The organism is Polaribacter vadi, from assembly GCF_001761365.1.
Taxonomy (GTDB): Bacteria; Bacteroidota; Bacteroidia; order Flavobacteriales; family Flavobacteriaceae; genus Polaribacter; species Polaribacter vadi.
Window position 1 is genome coordinate 1,066,981 of the sequence record NZ_CP017477.1, and the last position, 19,790, is coordinate 1,086,770.

Here is a 19,790-nt window from a genome sequence, read left to right on the forward strand (position 1 = left end):
GAACTGTTTATTGATTTTTAAAGAAATCTCTTACCAAAGCAATTGTTTGATTATCTGTCATACTATCTGCATTTATTGCACCTTTAATTTTTATGTTCAGGTGTTGATAGTTTTCTTGTAATTCTTTCTGAAACTTTAAATACGCTTCTGCAGGACCAAAAAGTACAATTGCATCTGCATCCTTAATTTCTTCAGAAATATTTTTAAAATATCTTTTAAGTTGATGTTTTTCACGTTCTAAATATTTACTATCCTGCACAACATCTTGTGGACCTCCTTTTAATCGAGTTCCAGAACCACCATGAATATGAAAATCTTCTACCTCAGAAACAATCGTTTTTAAAGTTTCTTTTCCGTTTTCTATGGTAATTATTTGTGCCTTTTCTTTGTCTAACCAGACTCCAATATTTTTCATAATATTCTATTTTTAGTTTCTTAAATCGTGCATTACCAGTATTGGAACTATTGAAATAAAACCTATTTCTTTTACCAAAGGTTGTGTTAAAACACTTCCAAAAAGCCAATGCTTTTTATTGATGAATGCAATCATATCACTATCTCTACTTTCCACAAAAATGTCTAATGCAGATTCTATGGAATGATGTGTTAATTCGTGAAATTCATATGAGATTTCTTCAAAAATTTCTTCAAGCATTTGCTTGTTTTCCATTTGATTATCATTTAATTTGCTGTCTTTAGAAATGTGTAAGATTGCAGTTTTTGCATCACATTTCTTAGCGATATCTACCATCGTATTTAGCTCACGTCTTTTATAATGCGTTTTGTAACTAGTAAGAAATACTATTTCTTTAGGTAAATTCTGTTTTACATTTGCAGGAACTACAATTACTGGGCAGTTTCTAACTTTTTCCATCACATAAATAGAGGTACTTCCATAGGCTACTTTTGTCTTATTTGCAGCTCCTTTAGTTCCCATTACAATCATTTCGATGTCTTTTTTTTCAACCATATTTTTAATGGCTTCTAACGGATTGTTAAAAACTGAAATTGCTTCAAAATGATGTTTAGGATTATTATATCCTTCCATTTTTATAAGATCAATTATTTTTTTTAAACCATCTTTAGATCTCGCTTTTGCCATTTCAAAAAGCTCACTACCAGGTTCTATATTTGTTAAGTTTATAACATTTCTTGTAGCAGAAAAAACATTTAAAATATAAAAATCACAATTGTCTTTTTTGTAGAGTTCTAATGCATATTTAATGGCATGCCAAGCATTTTTTGAAAAATCTGTAGGTAATAATATTTTACGTCTCATAATAATGCATTTTAAAAAATGGATATCTAGTTTACTTTAGCCAACACTTGGTATTACTAAAAAAGGTACTTTAGGATGAAAGCCTATTTTTTTTATAACTGGCTCCTTCACAATATCTTCTATAAAGCTGTGTTTATAATTAATCATGGTGAGAATATCAATCTTAAATTCGTTAACAAATGTGTTAATAGCAACTTCCTTATTATCTACTCCTTCTCCCCAATGAAAACTAGTAGGATAATCCTCTAAATAAGCTTTAAGCATCGTGAAATTATAGTTTTGTTTTTCTGATAGAATACACTTTTTACTCACATAAAATACTTTAATTTTAGAGTCATATAATTTAGATAAATCTTTTATTTGTTCCAGTTCGTTGTCATAAAAATGATTGTAATCTGTTGGAAACCCTACAAACTTTGGTGTTACAAATTCAAATTCATCTGGCACTGCTAATATGGGACAGCTTTGTATTTTATTCATTAATGCAACTGTATTGCTACCAAATAAAAATTGATGAATACCAGAACTGCCTTTTGTGCCCATAATAATCATATCAATCTTATACTTTTCCACGTTTAACTCCATACATTTCAAAAAATCATTAACACAAAACAATGTCTTAAATTCATGATCGGCATTATTACTTTCCGCTTCAACTTTTTCTTTAAGTGCTTTTAATTTTTTTTCTGATGTTTCTTTTAAATCGTCTATATATGAAGTGGTTATATAAGTACGAGTGCCAGTATTTGTAAAAGTCCATGTGTGTAAAAGATAAAACACACAAGGTTCAGTATCATATAATTTTATAGCATATTTAATGGCACTCGATGCATTTTCTGAAAAATCTGTGGGTAATAATATTTTACGTTTCATACTATTTTAGTTTAAAATCTGATATAAAATTACTTGAATACTATGAACTCTACTATGATATTTATCAGTTACTCTGGAATCACTAAAAAAGGAATAAAAGGCTGAAATCCAATTGTTTTTATAACAGGTTCTTTGGTGATTTTTTCAATAAAACTATGTTTATAATTTACCATAGCAAGCATATTTATATTTTGCTCTTTTATAAAATCATTAATATCGTTTGCTTTTTTACCATAATTAGGAATCCAAAAAAAATGATGATTATAGTCTTTTAAATCGTTCTCCAGTATTTTAGAATTATACTCCTGAACCTCATTAAGGTGTTCTTCATTATTGAGATGCACAATATTTATTTCGGAATTATATAAATCTGTTACCTCTTTTAATGGCGCTAATTCTTCCTCTTTGTACAAACGATTAAAATCTGTTGAAAAAGCAATCTTTTTTGGTTCAACAAAATCAAATTGATCTGGAATCGTTAAAATTGGGCAAAGTCTAACTTTATTAATCACGTTAACGGTATTACTACCAAAGAAAAACTCTTTAGCACCACTTGCACCTTTAGTTCCCATAATAATCAACTGTATAGTATGTTTTTTAATGGCAGTTTCTAGTGCATCTTTTAAATCTGCATTGCTAACTAAAATTTCAAAATTATGATTCGCATTTGCATTAACTCTTTCTATCATTTGTTTTAACTCTAACATGTCTTTGAATGCCGACTTTCTGATTGTATTTGAGAGTTTACTTGAAAAATTTGACATTGTAGATCCTTTGATTTTTATTGAATTCAGTAAATAAAAATCACAGGTTTCGTTTGCGTATAATTTTAATGCATAAATAATAGCATTCCATGCATTGTCTGAAAAATCTGTAGGTAATAATATTTTCTTTTGCATGATAATTGTTTTATAATTAATACACTAAAATTAAAATAAAACAGCATCACTAACAATGATATTAGTCAGTTTACCAATGTATTAGAATTATATTTTTGAAGGAATTACCAAAAAAGGAACATTTAAATGAAAACCAATTTGTTTTACTTTCGATTTAAAAAAAAGATTTTCAAAAAACGAATGCTTGTTGTTAATCATCACCAATAAATTAATCCGCGTTTTTAATTGAAAGTTATTAATTGCTTCTGGTACATTTTGATTACTTACACTATGAAATAAATGTGCAATATGTTTAAAATAAGTAACTAATTTCTGCTTGTTTTCTGCTTGTTTTTCTGATAAAGGATATCCAAAAGAAGCATTTAAAATATTTATTCTTGTATTAAATAAAGCTGCTAAATCTTTAATTGGTTTAATATGTTTGTCTTGAAAATCAATTTCATAATCTGAAGGAAATAAGATTTCAATAGGGGTTTCAAAAGTAAAATTATTTGGTATTGCTAAAACCGGGCACTTTGTGTTTTTAATAACATGAACGGTATTTGAACCAAATAAAACCTCTTTTAAACCACTTGCTCCTTGAGTGCCCATAACAATAAAATCGACAACATTACCATGGTAAAGTTCAGCTATTTCTCTCTCTAAAGTATTAAAGGAAGAAATGGTACTAAATGTGTGATTTTTATTTTTGAAGCTCTTGTTAATTTTGGCAAGTAACTTGTCTAATCCTTTTTTTGATGTTTCTTTCATTGCATCAATTAGTCCAGCTTGTGCAGCTCCTACCTCAAAATACTGAATATCATATATGATTGGTGTATACACATTTAATAAATGAAAAGTGCATTTTTGATCTTTAAATAATTGAAGTGCATATTGAATTGCATTCCAAGAATTATCAGAAAAATCTGTTGGTAAAAGGATATTTTTCATAATCTTTAGTTTTAGTTGTATTCTTTATTTGCGGTTGATATTTTGTAATACAAAAAAAGGAATGTCTATGCTTAATCCCATTTTATTTATGGTGTCTTGAAACAAAATATTTTCTAAAAAAGAATGTCTTCTATTAATCATCACCAAAAGATCTGTAGGATGATTTTCCACAAAAGTGCGAATGGTATCTATAATATTTTTACCATCTACAGTAATAAAAGAGGTTTTATTATTTTTAAAACTTTCTTCTATAAAGTGTTTATTTTTTTCTTCTCTTAATGATAGTTTTTTTAATTCAGAAACATATAAAACATCTATTTGAGCTTGATAATCTGAAGCAATTTCACTTAAAAAACCTAACTCTCTTTGCTGATAAGGCATAGAAAAATCCGTAGAAAAAACAATTTCTTTGGGTACTGTGTATTTGTAACCTTTTGGAATTACCAATACTGGACATTTTATATACTTTAAAACTTGTAATGTATGGCTCCCAAAAGTTAATTTAGAATTATTTGTCTTACCATGAGTACCCATAACAACAAGATCAATATCTCTTTCTTCCACAATTTCATCTACCTCATCTACTAAAATATTATTAGCGGACATAATTTTATAATTGTGTTTTGGATTTGGTGAAAGTTCCTTAATTTGCTTTAAGGCTTTTTTTAAGTGTATTTGAGAATTTTCGTTGGCAGTTTTAGTAACTTCATGCAAATTTTCTTTGGTAATTAAAACATCACTTTCATACACATCTTGTTGATAAGCGTGTAAAATATAAAAACGACATAAATCGTTTTCGAATAGCTTAACAGCATATTTTATGGCATTCATTGCAGTTTCGGAAAAATCTGTAGGAAGCACTATCTTTTTCATGGTGAAATGTATTTTAAGTATTCTCTAAAATTACATTTCAATTCCCTAACAAACAATGATATATATCAGTAAAAAACTAAAAATTGAAGTTTTACAAATAAGGTTTTACAATGCTTTTTCTCTTTTTTAATTGCTTTTCGAGATCGCTTATGGTGTTTTTAACGGCAAGTTCATAATTTTTTTCATTTGAAGACGCAAACAATCTTGGCCCAGAAAGACTTACTTCTATTTCGCAAATTTTGCCATTTCCTTTAGGATCATTTTCATTTTTAAAGAATACCTGTAAAGCTATAATTGTGTCGTATATTTTAAAAAGTCTTTGTAGTTTTTTAATGGTGTATGCCTCCATCGTTTCACTTGTAGACATATTAACAAATTGAATATCTATTTTCATATTATATGTATTTTGAATTGTTTTACTCAAAGTTATGTATTTTAAAGAATTTTTAGAATGATATTTATCAGGTTTTGATCAACACCAAAAAATGAGAATACAAATGATAGATGAAAAATTCAATTAAATAATGATAAAATGGAATTTAAAGAAAGAATCTATAGAAGTGATAAATCTATTCTCATAAATTAAATAACTACAAATCGACGCATATTGTAAACTATAATCAGTTAGGAACTGATATATAAAATGAAGCAAACAATTCACAGAATTAAAGCATAAATTTAAAGAATTTCACAACTATTTTAAATGATTTAAAATCATTAATATTGAAATAATTGAATTTCGAAATAGGAATTAAGTCTTATTTTTTAGACAAAAAAATGGGGAGTTTTAACTCCCCATAGCAGAAGATTCTTAAAATTATTAGAAAACTTTTACGTTTTATAATAGCTAAAACATCTTCATGTCCTCCTAAATTACCATATAGATAATTATAGGCATATTTTAAATTAATTATTTTTTTAAATAAAACAGGAAGTCGAAACTTCCTGTTTCTGAAGTTACTCAACTAAATCTTTAACTTTTAGTAATTTTAATCCTTCTAGTTATTGCTAACAAGAAATCCTAAAAATTCCTTACTGTTAAATTCTAATTTCGACACTTCATAGCAGATTAAAATATTTTACAATTTAAAACCTGTGTACTTTATAAAACAGGAAGCCGAAACTTCCTGTTTCCTATGAGAGTTTATCTTTATTATTTAATCCACAAACTTTAAATATATTTTTTATTGCTAAAAAACTCATTAAAATTGAAGCTAATTAAATAACTGTTTTTAAACTCTCTGTTTGCTCTATAAATCTTTCAATCTATAAAGCTATATTTTTTTAATTTTAGGTGATTTCAAAGAACGTTTTCTAATTATGATACTAAATTACAACACTTTCTAAAATTGAAATATGATATATATCAGTTTTGAGATTTTTTTAAAAATTATTTCAAAAAAGCACAATTCCGTATGCAGTATTTAATAAAAAGACGCCAATAAAAAACAGCAGTGTATATATAACCTGCACAAATTTAATATTCATAATCTCTAACCAAACAACCGTACGTTTTGGTAATACAAATAAGGATAGACCAATTGATAATGAAATCCACCCAATTAAAGTGATTATGATTTTCCAGTTTAGCTCCCAAATATTATGAAACATTATATTGAGTAAACCAACAATAATAGCTATCAATGATGATAAGATTAGAAATTTCTCGTCTTTTAAATCATTAAATATTTGTCTTGATCTTTTAGGATTAAAACTTAAAATCAAAAAGAAAATGATTAAATACCATCCCCAGAACTTTGCTAAAAAAATTGAAACATCCATTATAAATTTGTTTTATTCATGTAATACAAAAAAAGGAACACTAGTATGATAACTAATTTTTTCAACTTTTGTGTGAAAAAATAATTGTTGAAAATAGTTTAAGTTTTTAGCAACCATTACAATCATATCTATATCTCTGCTTTCTACAAAACACTGCACTGCATCTTCCACTTTTTTATTGGTTAATGTATGAAAGCTGTAGTTGCGATTATAGAGTAAATCTTCTAGTAAATTCTTATTATTTTGTTGATCTATATTTAAAACAGCCTCTTGTTTACTAATATGAACAACTCGTAATGAAGCCTCTTTATGTTCTGTAATTTCAAAAATAGGTTCCAATGCTTGTATATTATAATGTAGCACAAAATCTGTTGGAAAAGCAATTTCTTTAAGCTCTTTAAATTTTGCATTCTCTGGCACAATTAAAGTGGTGCAAGCTACTTTTGTTATAACATCTCCTGCATTACTGCCTACTATTTTTTCTTTAAGACCAGAAGCGCCTTTTGTGCCCATTACAATAATGTCTATCTTTTTTTCTTTTACATGTTTACGTATGGCATCAATCAAATAACTGTACTCTGCCAACATATAAAATTTATGTTTTTTATTTGTTGGGAATTCAACAGAAATACGTTTAATAATATTTCTTAATTTTATTTTTGCAGGATTAATGTAATCTTGTTCTAAAACTTTAGAGTCAGGAATATAAGGTGTATCTGTTACAATACTGGCAAAACCACCTACATTTAATAAATAAAAAGTGCACGCATCATTTTTATAAAAATTGATGGCGTATACTATAGCATTCCAAGAATTTTCTGAAAAGTCTGTAGGTAATAAAATATTTTTCATTAATTTTTGCTTTGAAAACAAATTTAAAAGTAAGGTGCCTTATAAAATATGATATTCATCATATTTAGTATTTATGAAGTAATTACATTAAAATGAAGTGTTTAATTTTTCTATATAGAAAACATAAGACTATGTGATCCAATAGATTTCTATTGACACTAAAAATATCAGAAAAGATAAATAAGTGTCATTATGAATTCAATAGAGAATTACTTTTTTAAAAAAAGAAATAAAGAAGGCGTTACTTAATAAATATTTTGCAGCTTTTGAATATCCAATATTCTAATATTTCTACCCTCAATAGCTATAAGTCCTTGCTTTTTAAAGTTAGACATGGTTCTTATGAGTGTTTCTGTAGCAATGCCTGCAACACTTGCTAAATCGTTACGAGAAATTTTTATAGGTTCTTCTGGCTTCGTGTTTAGTTTTTCAGCAAATTTAAGTATGGTAATAGCGGTCTTTTTATTAACAGAACTATATGCCATTTGTAATAATTGATCTTTAACTCCTGTAAGATTATCGTTCAATAACTCTAAAAGTTCTAAGGTAACTGTGTGGTTATTAGCTAATACATTTGTAAGATTACTTTTAGAAATACCTACTAATTCTAAATTTTTTATAGCTTTTGTAGTTTCTTGATAAGGAATGTTTTGTGTAAAAGAAGTATAGCCAAATAAATCGTCTTCTTTATATAGTGCTGTAACAAGTTCTTTTCCTTTTTCATCTAATTTATAAGATTTTACAACACCTTTAATGACCAAATAAATCAAGTTAGAATTATACCCTTCATTATAAATAATTTCATCTTTTTTAAAATTAAAGACTTCTCCATTATCATCAAAAAAGTTTTTTAAATCATTTAGTGTTTTTATCTCATCTTCATTTTCAGGAACACTTTCATTTTGATTGTTTCTTTCATCTCTTAAGATCGCTGCTTTTGCTAATCTACTTTCTATAGCACTAATTAATTCTTCTTCTGTAAAAGGTTTTGTAATATAATCATCAGCACCTAAATCCATTCCTTTTCTTACATCTGTGCGTTCTGTTTTTGCTGATAAAAATATAAAAGGAATATATTTAGTGTCATTATTTTTTGATAAAGCTTCAATTACTCCATAGCCATCTAATTCTGGCATCATAATATCGCAAACTACAATATCTGGAGTATCTCTTTTTGCTAATTCTACACCAATTTTTCCATTAGGAGCTGTTATAACGTTAAAGTTAGATAGCTCTAATAATTCTGCTGTATTTTCTCTTATGATGGCATCATCTTCTATTAATAATACTTTTTTCATTATGTTGCTTTATTGGGAATTGTAATTGTAAATATTGTTTCTATATTTTCCTTACTTGTAAAAGAAATGGTACCTCCAAGATTTTCGATATGACTTTTTACTATATTCAATCCAATTCCAGTACCTTGATTTAGTAAGGCATTGCCTGCTCTAAAATAACGGTTGAAGATATTTTTTTGATCTTTTTCTGGTATTCCAATACCATTATCTTTTACTTTAAAAACAGTTTTTGAATCATCTTGAGTTATAAAAATATCTATAATTGTATTTTCTGACGAATACTTTATGGCATTATGTACTACATTAGAAAACGTTAATTCTATTATTTTTTCATCTTGGCTTAATAAAAAATCATCAATATTCTCAGGATAATTAATTTTTTGACCTTCTTTTAAAAGCATGTTAGCATTATAAACTACCTCATTAAGCACCTTACTCAACTTAAAAGTTGTTGGCTTATACATAATTTTACCACTTTCTAACTTTTCTACAGATAAAAAGTCATTCAGTATATTATTTAAATAATGAACTTTATCTGTAATTGTTTTAATATGCTTATCTCTTTTTTGTTGTTGCTCTGCCAATTTATATTTACCTAACAACATTGCAGAAGTTAATATGCCACTTAAAGGTGTTTTGAATTCATGTGATACTAAAGACAAAAACTGGGTCTTTAATTCATTAAGTTCTTTTTCTTTTTTAAGTGCATTTTTTACATTTTTTTCAGCTTTAATTCTTCTTTTATTTTCATCATCAAGCTCTATATTTAGTGTTTTTAAATCGGCAATAGCATGATTTAATTTTTTTGTTCGTTCTTTTACTTTAAACTCAAGATCATTATTTAATTCTTGTATTTCTTGTTCTTGTTTTTTACGAACACTTATGTCTATAACCAAAGCCATAACATAATTTTTACCATAAATTGAAAAAGGATTTAAACCTGCTTCTATAGGAAAAATACTTCCATCTTTTTTAGCTCCATAAATATCGCGACCAACGCCCATTTGACGACTTTCTTGTTGTTTCATAAAGCCTTTAAAATGTGCTCCATGTCCTGCACGAAAATTTTGAGGAATTAAAACATTTAAGGGTTGTTTTATAAGTTCATCAGCTTTATACCCAAACATACGTTTGGCAGAAACATTAGCCTCTACAATAGTTTGGTTTTCATCAACTACAATAACTCCCTCAGAAACAGCTCCTAAAAGAACATTAAAGATATCTTGGTCTTGCGTAAACATTTTTAGAGCTAATTATATTAGTGATTAGTGAGTTAAAGATACAATATATATACAAAAAATCAATCCTGATATATATCATTCTTAAGATAGACTATGAATTATACTTTTGTAAATATAAATTAGATGTTATGTATAAAAAACTAAATACCAATTTTTACAAAAATGTGGCTAAATTATTTTATGCTATTGCTGCTGTAGACAAAGTTATAAAAGAAGAAGAGTTTACTGCTTTAAAAAAAATTGTAAAAAAAGAATGGTTAACTTTAGATGAAAGCGAAGATGAATATAGCACAGATGCTGCATATCAAATTGAATTTGTATTTGAAGGGTTGCAATTTAAAGGTTTAGATGCTTACGATTGTTATAATGAGTTTATCGAGTATAAGAATAAACATTCTTATTTTTTTACAGACCAATTAAATTCATTAATCATGAAAACAGCAGATAAAATAGCATCTTCATATGCAGGTAAAAATAAATCTGAGTTAATTATGCTTGCAAAACTGGATCTTAATTTAAAAACTAAAACATCATGAAATATTATTTTACAACAATAATTAAAGGAAATTTTGATATTATTATAGATAAAGTAACAAATGAACTTAAAAAGGAAGGTTTTGGAGTATTAACAACTATTAATATACAACAAACACTTAAAAATAAGTTAGATGTTACTTTTAAAAAATACACCATTTTAGGAGCATGTAATCCGTCTTTTGCTTATAAAGCCTTACAAGCAGAAGATAAAATAGGAACAATGTTGCCTTGTAATATTATTGTGCAAGAAATTGCTGTAAATACGATTGAAGTTTCAGCAATAAACCCTTTAGTTTCCATGCAAGCTGTTAATAATAATCAATTAGAGGATATTGCTAAAGAGGTTAGTAATAAATTAGAAAATGTTATAAAAAATATGCACAATGAAAAATGATTTTAATAGCATTATTAATTCACTCCCTATTGTTTTAGTTGTTTTTTTCTGCTGATTGATGTGGTTCATAGAAAACGTTAAGTGTTATTATATAAGAAGTAAAAAACATATTTAGACATAATGTAAAAATTATAAAAATTGATGTAGATAAAAACTAAAAATTAGCATGTAACTATCAAGTGAAGTGTTACAGTATTTTACTTTTTAAAAGTCGGAAAACTGGTTTGGTGAGATCCAGGAGTTCATCAGAAAGAAAATTTAAAACAACTTATACAATCAAAAAAATAAAAAATGAGTATTCATATTGAAGCCAAAAAAGGAGAAATAGCAGATACAATTTTATTACCAGGAGATCCAATGCGTGCTAAATGGATTGCAGAAAAATTTTTAAAAGATGCTGTCTGTTATAATAATGTACGAGGAATGTTTGGTTATACAGGTTTTTATAAAGGAAAAAAGGTTTCTGTACAAGGTACAGGAATGGGTATTCCTTCTGCACTTATTTATTGCCATGAACTAATAAACGAATATGGAGTTAAAAACCTTATTAGAGTTGGCTCTACAGGTTCTTATCAAAAAGAAGTAAAAATTCGTGATATTGTTATAGCTATGGCAGCCTCTTCTACATCTGGCATTAATAATTCACGCTTTATAAATGCAGATTATTCTCCAACTGCAAATTTCGACTTATTTATGAAAGCATGTTTGTATGCGAAAGACAAACAAATCCCCATAAAAGCAGGAAATGTTTTATCTGCTGATGAATTTTATGAAGATGAATTTGATTCGTATAAAAAATGGGCCGATTTTGGCGTATTATGTGTAGAAATGGAAACAGCAGGTTTATATACTATTGCTGCAAAATTTAATGTAAAAGCCCTGTCTATATTAACAGTTTCAGACTCATTGGTTACCAAAGAAAAAACAACTTCAGAAGAACGAGAAAGCACTTTTTACACTATGATAGAAATCGCTTTAAGTACTTTGTTTTAAAACAATTAAAGTTAAAAAAGAAGTATTGTATGATGAATGTCATTTTATAATAGAAGGTACTATTCTATTTTTGAATAGTATTAATTATTAAATAATTATGTCATGAAAAGAGTCGTTATACTATTTCTTTTAACATTTCTAACTCCATTTATTGGATTTACCCAAACTTCAATTTCATTCGATTATGTTTCTCCTTTTTATGAAGGTTTTTCTGCAGTAAAAAAAGGAAATCAATGGGCATTTATAAATACAGAAGGTGTTATTGTAATTGATTTTAGAGATGATTTAGTTAGTACTAAAATCAATAATGAAGAATATCCTATTTTTAAGAATAACCGATGTATAATTGTAAAAGAAGAAAATAAAATTTCTTATTTCGGCTATATTGATTCTTCAGGAAAAACAGTTATAAACCCTACTTTTTTAAATGCAATTAACTTTCAAAACAGTATTGCAATTGTTTTAAAATTAAATAAAGAGAAGGCAGGTTTTAACAATGTGCTAGGCAAGAACATTGTTTATTACACTTATTTAGAAGTAATTATAAATAAAGAAGGTGAAATAAAAGAGAATTTAACAGTACCTAAAAATGTAGTTTTATCTAAAAAAAATCTTTCTAAACCTCCAAAAATCACATCAAAATTCCTTTCAGATAAACTGGTTTTAATTCTTGATGAGCATCAAAAATGGATAATTAAAAAAATTGCTAACTAATTAAATATACAAGATGAAAGCAAATTTAAATTTAGGTAGTGTTGCTGGAATTAAAATTAAAGTACATTGGACTTTTTTTTTATTAATTATTTGGATTGTTTTCGATCAAATTAAAAGAGGTGGAAACACCGAAAGTATTTTATATAATGTAGCCTTTATTTTTACTGTTTTTTTATGTGTAGTATTACATGAGTTGGGGCATGCTTTTATGGCAAAACGTTTTAAAATTAACACTAAAAAAATAACATTATTACCTATTGGCGGAATTGCAAGTCTTGAGAAAATACCAGAATCTCCCAAACAAGAATTTCTTATTTCTATTGCTGGTCCTTTAGTAAATCTGCTAATAGCAACATTATTATATTTTACAATTCCTATAAATGATATTTTGAATCAAAATTTAAATGATTCTTTACAATTTCTTGCTCGTTTTAATCTTCGAAATTTTCTTTTTTATGTATTTATAGTAAATATAGGCTTGGTTTTGTTTAATCTTATTCCTGCTTTTCCTATGGATGGAGGAAGAGTCTTAAGAGCAATTTTAGCAATGAAGATGAATCGTGTAAAAGCTACTCAAATAGCTGTAAATATTGGTCAATTTTTTGCAGCTGTATTTTTACTTTTAGGCTTGCTTTACAATCCGATTTTAATATTTATAGCACTTTTTATTTTTCTTGGAGCTTATGGAGAAAACCAAATAGTGAATCATTTATCGATTCTAAAAGGACATAAAGTACAAGAAGCAATGATGACAGATATTACCACTTTTAATCCTAATGATACAGTTAGTAAGGTTTTAAAAACCATTATTTCTGGTACTGAAAATAATTTTGTGGTATTAAAAGAGGCTGTAATTATAGGCATCCTTTATCATAAAGATATTATAGAAAATTCTAACAAAAAAAATTGGTTGGTAAAAGATATTATGACTACTACATTTAAGGTTCTTCAAGATAAAGATGATCTTAAAAAAGTTTACGAATTAGTTTACAGCGAATCTAATTCATTTTTTCCTGTAGTAAAACAAGATCAATTCGTTGGTGTTATAGATTATGTAAATCTGAATGAATACCTTTTAATTCAAGCCAAATTATCTCATTAATTATGAAATTATTCTATTATATAGTTGTTTCATTTTTGTTTTTATCATGTTCTAAACAAGAAGATAAAATACTTCCTTCAGAGAGGGAATTAATAGAATCTGTCTATTCTTCAGTAATTATTCAACCAGATAGTTTGTATCAAGTTTATTCTATTGTTTCTGGAATCATAGATCAAAACTTGGTAGAAGAAGGAGCTATTATAAAAAAGAAACAAGCTCTAATTCAAATTATAAATAATACTCCATTACTGAATACAGAAAATTCACGTTTGGCTTTAACCTTTGCTAAAGAAAATTACCAAGGAAGTGCAACTATTTTAAAAAGTATTAAAGATGAAATTGCATCAGCAACACTCTCTTTAAAAAATGATTCTATCAATTTTCATAGACAAAAAAATCTTTGGGACCAGAAAATTGGATCAAAAATAGAGTATGATACAAAACAGTTAAAATATCAATTATCGCAAAATAATTTACTGCTTTTAAAGAGTAAATACAATCAAACAGAAAATCAATTAATAACCTCATTAAAACAAGCAGAAAATAATTATCGTACATCGCTTATCAACACTAAAGATTTTACGATAAAAAGTAAAATTAATGGTAAAATATATGAGTTAAAAAAAGAACCTGGAGAATTGGTAACTGTCCAAGAACCAATTGCACTCGTTGGAAGTGCAACTCGTTTTATAATTGAAATGTTGGTGGATGAAGTGGATATTGTTCAAATAGAAAATCAAATGGAAGTAATTCTAAATTTAGATGCTTACAAAGGAGTTGTGTTTACAGGAAAAGTTTCTAAAATTTATCCTAAAAAGGATGAGCGTAATCAAACTTTTAAAGTGGAAGCTATTTTTAATGAAGCTCCTAAAAAATTGTATCCAGGACTTTCAGGTGAAGCAAACATTATTATTGCAAAGAAACAAAATGCTTTAACTATTCCTAAAGAATACTTAATAGAAAATAATAAAGTAAAAACGGATGACGGATTTGTAACCATAACCTTGGGTTTACAAAATTTAGAATATGTAGAGGTTTTATCTGGAATTACAAAAGACACGTATATTTATAAAACGGAGAAATGATCAATTGGAAAGTTATATTAAACATTGCAAAAACGCATTTACTTACCAAAATAAAACAAACAGCTATAGCAGCTTTAGGTGTTACTTTTGGTATTGGTTCTTACATTACGCTTGTTTGTTTTATGACTGGATTAAATACAATGTTAGACGATTTAATTTTAAATCAAACGCCTCACATTCATGTTTATAATGAAATTGAACCCTCAGAAAAACAACCTTTAGATTTTTATAGTAACCTTGAGAATACATTTTCAGTAATTCATTCCATAAAGCCAAAATTAAGTCAGAAAAAAATTCATAATGCATTACCAATTATTAATTACCTAAATCAAAATAAAAATGTACGTGGAGCAATTCCTCAAATAAAAGCAACTATATTTTACATAGCAGGATCTATAGAATTGGGAGGTAATTTAACAGGTATACAACCTATAGAGGAAGCAGCACTATTTAATCTACAAGATTACGTAATAGAAGGTTCTCCTACTGATTTACGTAATAACGAAAATGGTATTCTTTTAGGAATTGGAATTGCTAAAAAAATGTCTTTAGAAGTTGGTGATCGTGTACAAATAAGCACGATAAAAGGAGATTTATTTCCGCTTAAAATTGTGGGTTTATATCAAAGTGGAATTTCCGAAATTGATAATATCCAAAGTTTTGTGAACCTTAAAACAACACAGAAAATTTTAGGAGAAGCAGAGAATTATATTACTGATATTAATATAAAATTGTACAATATTGAAGAAGCGTTGCCTTTATCAAAAAAAATAGAAAAACAGTTTAACCTTACTGCTATTGATATTAAAACCGCCAATGCTCAATTTGAAACAGGAACAACCATCCGAAATTTAATTACCTATGCTGTTTCAATAACACTTCTAATTGTAGCAGGATTTGGTATTTATAACATTTTAAATATGTTAATTTATGAGAAAATGAATGACATCGCCATTCTAAAAGCTACTGGTTTTTCTGGTAAAGATGTTCAATATATATTTATGAGCCAAGCAATGATTATTGGTTTTGTTGGCGGAATTTTAGGATTACTTATAGGTTATGGATTAACCAGTCTTATAAGTACAATACCTTTTAAAACAGAAGCATTGCCAACTGTAGAAACGTATCCTATAAATATGAATCCTATATTCTTTTTAATTGGGTTTTTATTTGCAATGATATCTACTTTTTTGGCTGGTTATTTACCATCTATTAAAGCAAAAAAAATAGACCCAGTTAAAATTATAAGAGGACAATAAATGGAAGCTGTTTTAAAAACAAAAAATATCAATAAATATTTTAAAAAACCTGTTCCGTTTCATGTTTTAAAAGATATTAATTTTCAGGTGAATAAAGGAGAATTTGCTTCTATTATGGGAAAATCTGGCTGTGGAAAATCAACTTTATTATATATCTTATCTACTATGGATACTGATTATGAAGGTGAATTATATTTAAACAATCAACTTATTACAGGTCAGGATAAAAACCATCTTTCCTATATAAGAAATAAACATATTGGTTTTGTTTTTCAGTTTCATTATTTACTTTCAGAATTTACTGTTTTAGAAAACGTAATGCTGCCAGCAAAAAAGTTAGCTGAAAAATCATTAAAAGAAATTGAATTTGATGCTATGCAAAAATTAAAAATGTTACGTATTGAGCATTTAGCAAAAAAACGAGCCTCTAGAGTTTCTGGTGGTGAAAAACAACGCGTTGCAATTGCAAGAGCACTTATTAATAATCCTTCTATTATTATGGGCGATGAACCTACAGGTAATTTAGATAGTGGAAACGCAGAAAATGTTTTTAATATTTTTAAAGAGTTAAGTATTCAGCAAGGTTTATCACTCTTAATAGTAACACATGACCAAGACTTTGCAAATAAAACCGATAGAATTATAGAAATGGGTGATGGAAGAATTATCAGTTAGTTTCGCTGTTTATGATATTTGTCATTTTTAATCACTAAATTCCGAATTACTTTTAGCTTCTAAAACTATGGTAATGAGTACTTATAAAAACAGACCTAAAGATAATTATTTACAAGAAGCATCATTAGAAGATTTATATATACTTACAGAAAGTTGGATAAATGACTTTGAATTGTACGTTTCAGAAATAAGTTTTTTAGAGTTACTTATAAATACTTATTTTATAAAATTACTTATTTATGAAAATGTCGAAGAAATAAATGAACTACAATTAGACAGTAAAAAATTAAAAAAAAGAGGTGTAGAATTATTAGAAAATCTGCAATTTCATTTGTCTTCGATTACAGAAATTATTGAGGAATCTTATTATGAAAAGAATGGTACTTTAAGAGGTCAGCAAGAGTTTTTTGAAGATGAAATATCTTATTATGTTGAATCGTTAAAAATAATTAGATATACTGTTTATAGTAAAATAAAAGCAATTATTGAAGAACAAAAATCCAAACTACTTTGGAAATATAACTAAAATCTATTATGAAAACCTTTCAAAAAAGTATCAATAAAATAGTGAAAATCACAAATAATATTGAGGTGAATTATCCTGAATTATATGCTATTTTAGATGAAACGCCGATGACGATTCCTTCTGAAATACATCCTCATATGGACATCGCTATTTTGGAAGATTATTTAGATAGTTTAAAACAAATACTAGATCACTACATCAAAAATCATCCTACAACATAATGGCATTTATTGATTATTATAAAATATTAGGGCTTGATAAAAAAGCAACGGATAAGGATATTAAAAAAGCCTACAGAAAACTGGCTCGAAAATATCACCCAGATTTAAATCCGAATGATAAAACAGCCGAAAAGAAATTTAAGGAAGTTAATGAAGCGAATGAAGTATTGAGTAACGTAGAAAATCGAAAAAAATACGACAAATATGGAGAGCATTGGGAACATGGAGAAGAATATGAAAAAGCTCAACAACAAAGACCAAATTCTAATAGTAATCGACAATCTAGAGGGCATTCTGAAGAAGATTTTTCAGATTTCTTCGAAAATATGTTTGGCAGTAGTTCCCAAAGAACTCAAGATAGTAGCGTAAAATTTAGAGGTCAGGATTATAAAACAGAATTGCAACTTGATTTAAAAGATGTTTATACTGCACACAAACGTACGTTAACCATAAACAATAAAAACATACGAATTACTATTCCTGCAGGTATAGAAAACGGACAAGTTATAAAAATTATTGGGTATGGAAGTAAAGGAATAAATGGTGGCCCAAATGGAGATTTGTATATTCAATTTTCAATTGTAAATAATACTAACTTTAAAAGAGATGGAGATAATTTACACACTTCTGTAGATCTCGATTTATACAAAGCAATTTTAGGAGGAGAAATATTAATTCCTACTTTTAACGGAAAAGTAAAACTTACCATAAAACCAGAAACTCAAAACGGAACTAAAATAAAATTGAAAGGAAAGGGTTTTCCAAAGTATAAAAAAGAAAATGAATTTGGAGATTTGTATATCACTTATACTATAAAAACGCCTACAAAACTATCCACCAAAGAAAAAGAGCTTTTCACAGAATTATCTAAATTAAGATGACATGGAGTTAACAAATCTAATTTCGGTACAACAATTTTGTAAACACTACAAAGTTCCAGTATCTTTTATAAATCAGTTGCAAGAATTGGAGTTGGTTGAAATAATTACAATGGAAGAAACATTATGCTTTCCAAAATCACAAATAAAAGAAGTTGAAAAAATAATCCGTTTGCATTATGAGCTTCAAATTAACTTAGAAGGTGTAGATGCTATTTATAGTTTATTAAAACGAGTAGAAACTCTTCAAGATGAAATAGTGATGTTAAATAACAAGTTGAATTTTTATGAAAATTTATAAATAATTCACAAAACTTTCTTTTTAAAACTCTTGTCTTCAATTTAAAACAATGTCACATGATGCTATTTTTTTTTTAAAATTCAAAAGTTTAGATTTTCCCTTTTTTTTCAGTAAAAGTTTTTAAGTATGAGAATTATCATATTTAAATCTGTTGGCACTTTCTATCTTTATTACCTGATAATAGGTAAATAAAGCAAATTCTATGAATTTGAAAAAATCATAGAAACTATTTCTTAATAGCTATTTTCATTTTATAACATTCTAAAAAGCACTAAGATGGAAGAAAAAAAAATAAAAAAATTACAACTTGAAAATTACAGTAAAATTTTTTTTCAAATTGGGCTAGTTTTGTCATTATTTATTATTCACAATTTATTAGAAATTAAAAAGTTTGACAGAAAAACAGCAAAAATAAATCGAGTCTTTACAATGACTAGCGAGTCAGATTATGATGTTGAAATACCAATCATAAAATTAAAAACATATAATCCTGCAATGAGTAAAACTCCTCCTCCACCTTCATTAGAAAAAATAGAGATTGTAGAAGATACTAAAGAAATAATTGAAAATATTATAGGTACAACAGAAACAGATGAATCTGACGTAATTAATTTAAGTACTGATACAGCTAATGGTGAAGCTATAAGTAGTATTATTGAAGTTAAAGAAGATGAAGAAATTATAGAGGATGTACCTTTTGTACTAATTGAAAATGTGCCTATTTATCCAGGTTGTAAAGGTAATAATAAACAGTTAAGATCTTGTTTTTCTCAAAAAATAGCTCAATATTTTTCTGAAAATTTTGATAAAAACTTAGCTAAAGATCTAGGTTTAGAGCAAGGAAAAAAAAGAATTCTTCTTTTATTTAGAATAGATACTAAAGGTAATGTGATTGATGTGAAAGCGAGAGCACCACATCCTGTATTACAAGAAGAAGTGATAAAAATAATTAACTCTTTGCCAAAAATGATCCCTGGAAAACAAAGAGACATCCCAGTAACCGTCAGCTATAGTATTCCTATCACATTTGAGGTTATATATTAATACTAATAAAATCGTACTACAGATAAATTAAATT

General features: G+C 27.1%; 24 protein-coding genes. 13 read left to right on the forward strand and 11 right to left on the reverse strand.

Going from position 1 to position 19,790, the window contains the following annotated elements:
- Positions 1 to 7: 7 nt before the first annotated feature.
- The 11 genes from LPB03_RS04780 to LPB03_RS04830 form a co-directional block, all read right to left on the reverse strand.
- Positions 8 to 415, reverse strand: coding sequence for a hypothetical protein (locus LPB03_RS04780; protein ID WP_065319019.1), 408 nt, complete (start codon positions 413 to 415; stop codon positions 8 to 10).
- Positions 416 to 427: 12 nt separating this feature from the next.
- Positions 428 to 1,279 (reverse strand): universal stress protein, encoded by an 852-nt coding sequence (locus LPB03_RS04785; protein WP_065319018.1) that lies wholly within the window; start codon positions 1,277 to 1,279, stop codon positions 428 to 430.
- 36 nt (positions 1,280 to 1,315) lie between these two features.
- Positions 1,316 to 2,152, reverse strand: a complete 837-nt coding sequence (locus tag LPB03_RS04790) for a universal stress protein (protein WP_065319017.1) — start codon at positions 2,150 to 2,152, stop codon at positions 1,316 to 1,318.
- 68 nt (positions 2,153 to 2,220) lie between these two features.
- The gene (locus LPB03_RS04795; protein ID WP_065319016.1) at positions 2,221 to 3,051 is read right to left on the reverse strand and encodes a universal stress protein; all 831 of its coding nucleotides are present in this window, start codon (positions 3,049 to 3,051) and stop codon (positions 2,221 to 2,223) included.
- Positions 3,052 to 3,138: 87 nt separating this feature from the next.
- Positions 3,139 to 3,981: a universal stress protein gene (locus LPB03_RS04800; protein ID WP_065319015.1), complete on the reverse strand. Its 843-nt coding sequence runs from the start codon at positions 3,979 to 3,981 to the stop codon at positions 3,139 to 3,141.
- A 24-nt stretch (positions 3,982 to 4,005) separates the two neighbouring features.
- Complete coding sequence (locus LPB03_RS04805) at positions 4,006 to 4,854, reverse strand: universal stress protein (RefSeq protein WP_065319014.1); 849 nt, start codon at positions 4,852 to 4,854, stop codon at positions 4,006 to 4,008.
- A gap of 91 nt (positions 4,855 to 4,945) precedes the next feature.
- Positions 4,946 to 5,248 carry a ribosome hibernation-promoting factor, HPF/YfiA family gene (gene hpf / locus LPB03_RS04810; protein WP_065319013.1) on the reverse strand — a complete coding sequence of 101 codons (303 nt, stop codon included), beginning with the start codon at positions 5,246 to 5,248 and terminating at the stop codon, positions 4,946 to 4,948.
- A 1,001-nt stretch (positions 5,249 to 6,249) separates the two neighbouring features.
- Positions 6,250 to 6,636: a hypothetical protein gene (locus LPB03_RS04815; protein WP_065319012.1), complete on the reverse strand. Its 387-nt coding sequence runs from the start codon at positions 6,634 to 6,636 to the stop codon at positions 6,250 to 6,252.
- Positions 6,637 to 6,648: 12 nt separating this feature from the next.
- Entirely contained in the window at positions 6,649 to 7,488 is an 840-nt protein-coding gene (locus tag LPB03_RS04820) for a universal stress protein (RefSeq protein ID WP_065319011.1), read from the reverse strand.
- Positions 7,489 to 7,733: 245 nt separating this feature from the next.
- Positions 7,734 to 8,786 carry a response regulator gene (locus LPB03_RS04825; RefSeq protein ID WP_065319010.1) on the reverse strand — a complete coding sequence of 351 codons (1,053 nt, stop codon included), beginning with the start codon at positions 8,784 to 8,786 and terminating at the stop codon, positions 7,734 to 7,736.
- A complete protein-coding gene (locus tag LPB03_RS04830) occupies positions 8,786 to 10,027 on the reverse strand; it encodes a PAS domain-containing sensor histidine kinase (protein ID WP_065319009.1) in 1,242 nt (413 codons plus the stop codon). Before LPB03_RS04830 ends, LPB03_RS04825 begins: the two co-directional genes overlap by 1 nt.
- Before the next feature lie 128 nt (positions 10,028 to 10,155).
- Between LPB03_RS04830 and LPB03_RS04835 the strand changes: the two genes are divergently transcribed.
- The 13 genes from LPB03_RS04835 to LPB03_RS04895 all read left to right on the forward strand — a co-directional run bounded on the left by LPB03_RS04835 (position 10,156) and on the right by LPB03_RS04895 (position 19,756).
- Positions 10,156 to 10,563 carry a hypothetical protein gene (locus LPB03_RS04835; protein WP_065319008.1) on the forward strand — a complete coding sequence of 136 codons (408 nt, stop codon included), beginning with the start codon at positions 10,156 to 10,158 and terminating at the stop codon, positions 10,561 to 10,563.
- Positions 10,560 to 10,958, forward strand: a complete 399-nt coding sequence (locus tag LPB03_RS04840) for a DUF302 domain-containing protein (RefSeq protein ID WP_065319007.1) — start codon at positions 10,560 to 10,562, stop codon at positions 10,956 to 10,958. Before LPB03_RS04835 ends, LPB03_RS04840 begins: the two co-directional genes overlap by 4 nt.
- Before the next feature lie 291 nt (positions 10,959 to 11,249).
- Positions 11,250 to 11,951 (forward strand): purine-nucleoside phosphorylase, encoded by a 702-nt coding sequence (deoD, locus tag LPB03_RS04845; RefSeq protein WP_065319006.1) that lies wholly within the window; start codon positions 11,250 to 11,252, stop codon positions 11,949 to 11,951.
- Positions 11,952 to 12,053: 102 nt separating this feature from the next.
- On the forward strand, positions 12,054 to 12,665 hold the full coding sequence (locus LPB03_RS04850) for a WG repeat-containing protein (RefSeq protein WP_065319005.1): 612 nt from the start codon (positions 12,054 to 12,056) through the stop codon (positions 12,663 to 12,665).
- Positions 12,666 to 12,678: 13 nt separating this feature from the next.
- The gene (locus LPB03_RS04855) at positions 12,679 to 13,767 is read left to right on the forward strand and encodes a site-2 protease family protein (protein WP_065319004.1); all 1,089 of its coding nucleotides are present in this window, start codon (positions 12,679 to 12,681) and stop codon (positions 13,765 to 13,767) included.
- 2 nt (positions 13,768 to 13,769) lie between these two features.
- On the forward strand, positions 13,770 to 14,852 hold the full coding sequence (locus tag LPB03_RS04860; protein WP_065319003.1) for an efflux RND transporter periplasmic adaptor subunit: 1,083 nt from the start codon (positions 13,770 to 13,772) through the stop codon (positions 14,850 to 14,852).
- Entirely contained in the window at positions 14,849 to 16,111 is a 1,263-nt protein-coding gene (locus LPB03_RS04865) for an ABC transporter permease (RefSeq protein WP_065319002.1), read from the forward strand. The genes LPB03_RS04860 and LPB03_RS04865 overlap by 4 nt, the downstream gene beginning before the upstream one ends.
- A complete protein-coding gene (locus LPB03_RS04870; RefSeq protein WP_065319001.1) occupies positions 16,112 to 16,786 on the forward strand; it encodes an ABC transporter ATP-binding protein in 675 nt (224 codons plus the stop codon). It begins immediately after the preceding gene.
- A 73-nt stretch (positions 16,787 to 16,859) separates the two neighbouring features.
- Positions 16,860 to 17,312, forward strand: coding sequence for a hypothetical protein (locus tag LPB03_RS04875; protein ID WP_065319000.1), 453 nt, complete (start codon positions 16,860 to 16,862; stop codon positions 17,310 to 17,312).
- An 8-nt stretch (positions 17,313 to 17,320) separates the two neighbouring features.
- The gene (locus tag LPB03_RS04880) at positions 17,321 to 17,533 is read left to right on the forward strand and encodes a hypothetical protein (protein ID WP_065318999.1); all 213 of its coding nucleotides are present in this window, start codon (positions 17,321 to 17,323) and stop codon (positions 17,531 to 17,533) included.
- Complete coding sequence (locus LPB03_RS04885; protein ID WP_065318998.1) at positions 17,533 to 18,414, forward strand: DnaJ C-terminal domain-containing protein; 882 nt, start codon at positions 17,533 to 17,535, stop codon at positions 18,412 to 18,414. The genes LPB03_RS04880 and LPB03_RS04885 overlap by 1 nt, the downstream gene beginning before the upstream one ends.
- Before the next feature lies 1 nt (position 18,415).
- On the forward strand, positions 18,416 to 18,712 hold the full coding sequence (locus LPB03_RS04890; protein ID WP_065318997.1) for a chaperone modulator CbpM: 297 nt from the start codon (positions 18,416 to 18,418) through the stop codon (positions 18,710 to 18,712).
- A gap of 276 nt (positions 18,713 to 18,988) precedes the next feature.
- Positions 18,989 to 19,756 carry an energy transducer TonB gene (locus tag LPB03_RS04895; protein ID WP_065318996.1) on the forward strand — a complete coding sequence of 256 codons (768 nt, stop codon included), beginning with the start codon at positions 18,989 to 18,991 and terminating at the stop codon, positions 19,754 to 19,756.
- Positions 19,757 to 19,790: the final 34 nt, after the last annotated feature.

What these genes read in the sequence shown, in the direction of transcription:
- deoD (WP_065319006.1), top strand. Translation starts at nt 11,250, where the DNA reads ATGAGTATTCATATTGAAGCCAAAAAAGGAGAAATAGCAGATACAATT.
- LPB03_RS04855 (WP_065319004.1), top strand. Translation starts at nt 12,679, where the DNA reads ATGAAAGCAAATTTAAATTTAGGTAGTGTTGCTGGAATTAAAATTAAA.
- LPB03_RS04850 (WP_065319005.1), top strand. Translation starts at nt 12,054, where the DNA reads ATGAAAAGAGTCGTTATACTATTTCTTTTAACATTTCTAACTCCATTT.
- LPB03_RS04780 (WP_065319019.1), bottom strand. Translation starts at nt 415, where the DNA reads ATGAAAAATATTGGAGTCTGGTTAGACAAAGAAAAGGCACAAATAATT.
- LPB03_RS04860 (WP_065319003.1), top strand. Translation starts at nt 13,770, where the DNA reads ATGAAATTATTCTATTATATAGTTGTTTCATTTTTGTTTTTATCATGT.
- LPB03_RS04785 (WP_065319018.1), bottom strand. Translation starts at nt 1,279, where the DNA reads ATGAGACGTAAAATATTATTACCTACAGATTTTTCAAAAAATGCTTGG.
- LPB03_RS04890 (WP_065318997.1), top strand. Translation starts at nt 18,416, where the DNA reads ATGGAGTTAACAAATCTAATTTCGGTACAACAATTTTGTAAACACTAC.
- LPB03_RS04835 (WP_065319008.1), top strand. Translation starts at nt 10,156, where the DNA reads ATGTATAAAAAACTAAATACCAATTTTTACAAAAATGTGGCTAAATTA.
- LPB03_RS04875 (WP_065319000.1), top strand. Translation starts at nt 16,860, where the DNA reads ATGAGTACTTATAAAAACAGACCTAAAGATAATTATTTACAAGAAGCA.
- LPB03_RS04840 (WP_065319007.1), top strand. Translation starts at nt 10,560, where the DNA reads ATGAAATATTATTTTACAACAATAATTAAAGGAAATTTTGATATTATT.
- LPB03_RS04880 (WP_065318999.1), top strand. Translation starts at nt 17,321, where the DNA reads ATGAAAACCTTTCAAAAAAGTATCAATAAAATAGTGAAAATCACAAAT.
- LPB03_RS04805 (WP_065319014.1), bottom strand. Translation starts at nt 4,854, where the DNA reads ATGAAAAAGATAGTGCTTCCTACAGATTTTTCCGAAACTGCAATGAAT.
- hpf (WP_065319013.1), bottom strand. Translation starts at nt 5,248, where the DNA reads ATGAAAATAGATATTCAATTTGTTAATATGTCTACAAGTGAAACGATG.
- LPB03_RS04825 (WP_065319010.1), bottom strand. Translation starts at nt 8,786, where the DNA reads ATGAAAAAAGTATTATTAATAGAAGATGATGCCATCATAAGAGAAAAT.
- LPB03_RS04870 (WP_065319001.1), top strand. Translation starts at nt 16,112, where the DNA reads ATGGAAGCTGTTTTAAAAACAAAAAATATCAATAAATATTTTAAAAAA.
- LPB03_RS04895 (WP_065318996.1), top strand. Translation starts at nt 18,989, where the DNA reads ATGGAAGAAAAAAAAATAAAAAAATTACAACTTGAAAATTACAGTAAA.
- LPB03_RS04830 (WP_065319009.1), bottom strand. Translation starts at nt 10,027, where the DNA reads ATGTTTACGCAAGACCAAGATATCTTTAATGTTCTTTTAGGAGCTGTT.
- LPB03_RS04865 (WP_065319002.1), top strand. Translation starts at nt 14,849, where the DNA reads ATGATCAATTGGAAAGTTATATTAAACATTGCAAAAACGCATTTACTT.
- LPB03_RS04790 (WP_065319017.1), bottom strand. Translation starts at nt 2,152, where the DNA reads ATGAAACGTAAAATATTATTACCCACAGATTTTTCAGAAAATGCATCG.
- LPB03_RS04885 (WP_065318998.1), top strand. Translation starts at nt 17,533, where the DNA reads ATGGCATTTATTGATTATTATAAAATATTAGGGCTTGATAAAAAAGCA.
- LPB03_RS04800 (WP_065319015.1), bottom strand. Translation starts at nt 3,981, where the DNA reads ATGAAAAATATCCTTTTACCAACAGATTTTTCTGATAATTCTTGGAAT.
- LPB03_RS04815 (WP_065319012.1), bottom strand. Translation starts at nt 6,636, where the DNA reads ATGGATGTTTCAATTTTTTTAGCAAAGTTCTGGGGATGGTATTTAATC.
- LPB03_RS04820 (WP_065319011.1), bottom strand. Translation starts at nt 7,488, where the DNA reads ATGAAAAATATTTTATTACCTACAGACTTTTCAGAAAATTCTTGGAAT.
- LPB03_RS04795 (WP_065319016.1), bottom strand. Translation starts at nt 3,051, where the DNA reads ATGCAAAAGAAAATATTATTACCTACAGATTTTTCAGACAATGCATGG.